Here is a 2311-nt window from a genome sequence, read left to right as displayed (position 1 = left end):
CCCCCGCCCTCCCCCCCCCCCGCCGCTCGGTCCCGCCGATCCAGCTCGCCGGCCCCGGCCCGTCCCCCGAGGAACTGGACGCCATCCTGGCGGCCGCCGCCCGGGTGCCGGACCACGGCAAGCTCGCGCCCTGGCGCTTCGTCCTGATCGAGGGCGAGGGCCGGGAGCGCATCGGCCGCGTCATCGCCGAGACCTACCGGGCCGACCACCCCGAGGCCGACGAGGCCCGGCTCGCCCTCGAGGCCAAGCGCCTCGCCCACGCGCCCCTCGTGATCGCGGTCGTGTCGCGGGCCGGCCCCCACGCCAAGATTCCCGACTGGGAGCAGGTGCTCTCGGCCGGCGCCGTGGCGATGAACCTGATCGTGGCGGCGAACGCCCTCGGCTTCCGCACGGCGTGGCTCACCGAGTGGATGGCCTACGACCGCCGCATCCTCGACGCGCTCGGCCTCGCCCCGACCGAGCGCCTGGCGGGCTTCGTCCATGTCGGCCGGGCCGAGCAGGTGCCGCCCGACCGGCCGCGTCCGGCGCTCGCCGAGATCGTCGCCCGGTACTGACGCCGGGCCCCGGGATGCTCTAACTGGCGGCGGCGAGCCCGCGAGCGACGGGCCGCCGCCGAGAGAGGCCGCCGATGCATTACGACGCCGAGACCCGCACCCTGCCGCACAACCCGTTCAAGGCGCTCGTCGCGCCCCGCCCGATCGGCTGGGTCAGCGCGATCGGCGCCTCGGGGGCGCTGAACCTCTCGCCCTACTCGTTCTTCAACGGCATCGGCGACAACCCCGAGATGGTGATGTTCTCGTCCTTCGGCCGCAAGGACGCGCTCACCTTCGCGGAGGAGGGCGGCGAGTTCGTATGCAGCCTCGCCACCTTCGACACCCGCGAGGGGATGAACCAGTCCTCGGCGCCGCTGCCGCGGGGCGAGAGCGAGTTCGATTTCGCCCATCTCGCCACCGCTCCCTCGCGCAAGGTGCGTCCGCCGCGGGTCGCGGACGCCCCGGCCGCCCTCGAATGCAAATGGCTCCAGACCATCCCGCTCGTGCCGGCGGGCGGGGGCGAGGCGGCCTATTTCATGGTGATCGGCCAGGTGGTGTCGATGTACATCGACGACCGCTTCGTCACGCCGGAGGGCCGGGTCGATACCGGGGCGATGCGGCCGATCATGCGTGGCGGCTACTTCGACTATTTCACGGTCGAATCCGAGAACCGCTTCGAGATGCGCCGCCCGGCCGGCGGGGGCGACGTGCCGCGGCGGTGAGCGTGGGGCCCCGTGCCGCTTGGCGCGGGGCCGCCGCCGACCGTGTCCCCTGGCGGCCGGAACGTCGAAGTCCCGTACCGCTTTCGACCGATGGGACACCAGCTTCGGGAACGGTTTATGCGGGACTGACGCCGATGCGCCCGCTTCAACCTTTCTTTACCATAACGCCAGCATCCTGCGGCCCATGAGAGAGCCGGCCCGCGCGTCGCGGTGCCGCTCCAGCGGGCCGCCATGTTCCTGTTCAGCAGCACGCCTTCGCAGGGATCGACCGGCCCGGGAGCCTCGGGCGCCGGCCGCACAGGGGCGGGCAACCCGGTGATCGACGCGATCCGCCAGGGCGCCGAGAAGACCGGGGCCGCCTTCGACTACCTCCTCTCGACCGCGCAGCGCGAATCGAGCCTCAACCCGAGCGCCAAGGCCGGCTCGTCCTCGGCCACCGGCCTGTTCCAGTTCATCGAGCAGACCTGGCTCGGGGTGATGAAGCAGGACGGTCCGTCCCTCGGGCTCGGCTCCTACGCCGACGCCATCACGGCCCGGGGCTCGGGCGGCTACACGGTGAGCGACCCGGCCGCCCGGCAGGCGATCCTCGACCTGCGCCGGGACCCGGAGGTCGCCTCCGCGATGGCCGGCGCGCTCACCCGCCGCAACGCCGAGGCGCTCTCGGCGGCGCTCGGGCGCGAGCCCAACAAGGCCGACCTCTACGCCGCCCACCTCCTCGGGGTGCGCGGGGCGCTGACCCTGATCCGCAACGCCGAAACCGCTCCGGGGCGCTCGGCCGCCGCCGACCTGCCAGAGGCGGCGTCGGGCAACCGCGGCCTGTTCTACGACCGCGCCGGCCGGGCCCGCAGCGCCTCCGAACTCTACGCCGTGCTCGGTACCAGCCCCGGCAGCCCGACCCCGGCCGCCACGCGGGTCGCCCAGGCCGACGCGCCGACCGCCTACACGGCCGAAGCCGGCAGCGGCATCGGCACCCTCTTCCAGACCGATGCCCGACGCGGCCCGGTCTCCGACAGCGTCGCCCGGCTGTGGGGCAACCGGGGCGGCGCTGTCGGAGAC

At 74.0% G+C, this 2311-nt stretch carries 3 protein-coding genes; all 3 read left to right on the top strand.

The window, feature by feature from the left end; genetic code table 11:
• Nucleotides 1-38 precede the first annotated feature (38 nt).
• A complete protein-coding gene (locus tag QR78_RS30890; RefSeq protein ID WP_244278511.1) occupies nt 39-554 on the top strand; it encodes a nitroreductase family protein in 516 nt (171 codons plus the stop codon).
• A gap of 74 nt (nt 555-628) precedes the next feature.
• The gene (locus tag QR78_RS30885; RefSeq protein ID WP_048431460.1) at nt 629-1255 is read left to right on the top strand and encodes a flavin reductase family protein; all 627 of its coding nucleotides are present in this window, start codon (nt 629-631) and stop codon (nt 1253-1255) included.
• Nucleotides 1256-1486: 231 nt separating this feature from the next.
• A partial coding sequence (locus QR78_RS30880) for a transglycosylase SLT domain-containing protein (RefSeq protein WP_048431462.1) occupies nt 1487-2311 on the top strand: 825 nt, incomplete at its 3' end.

It is taken from the genome of Methylobacterium indicum, assembly GCF_001043895.1.
GTDB classification, from domain to species: domain Bacteria; phylum Pseudomonadota; class Alphaproteobacteria; order Rhizobiales; family Beijerinckiaceae; genus Methylobacterium; species Methylobacterium indicum.
This window is presented reverse-complemented; position numbering and strand designations above follow the sequence as displayed.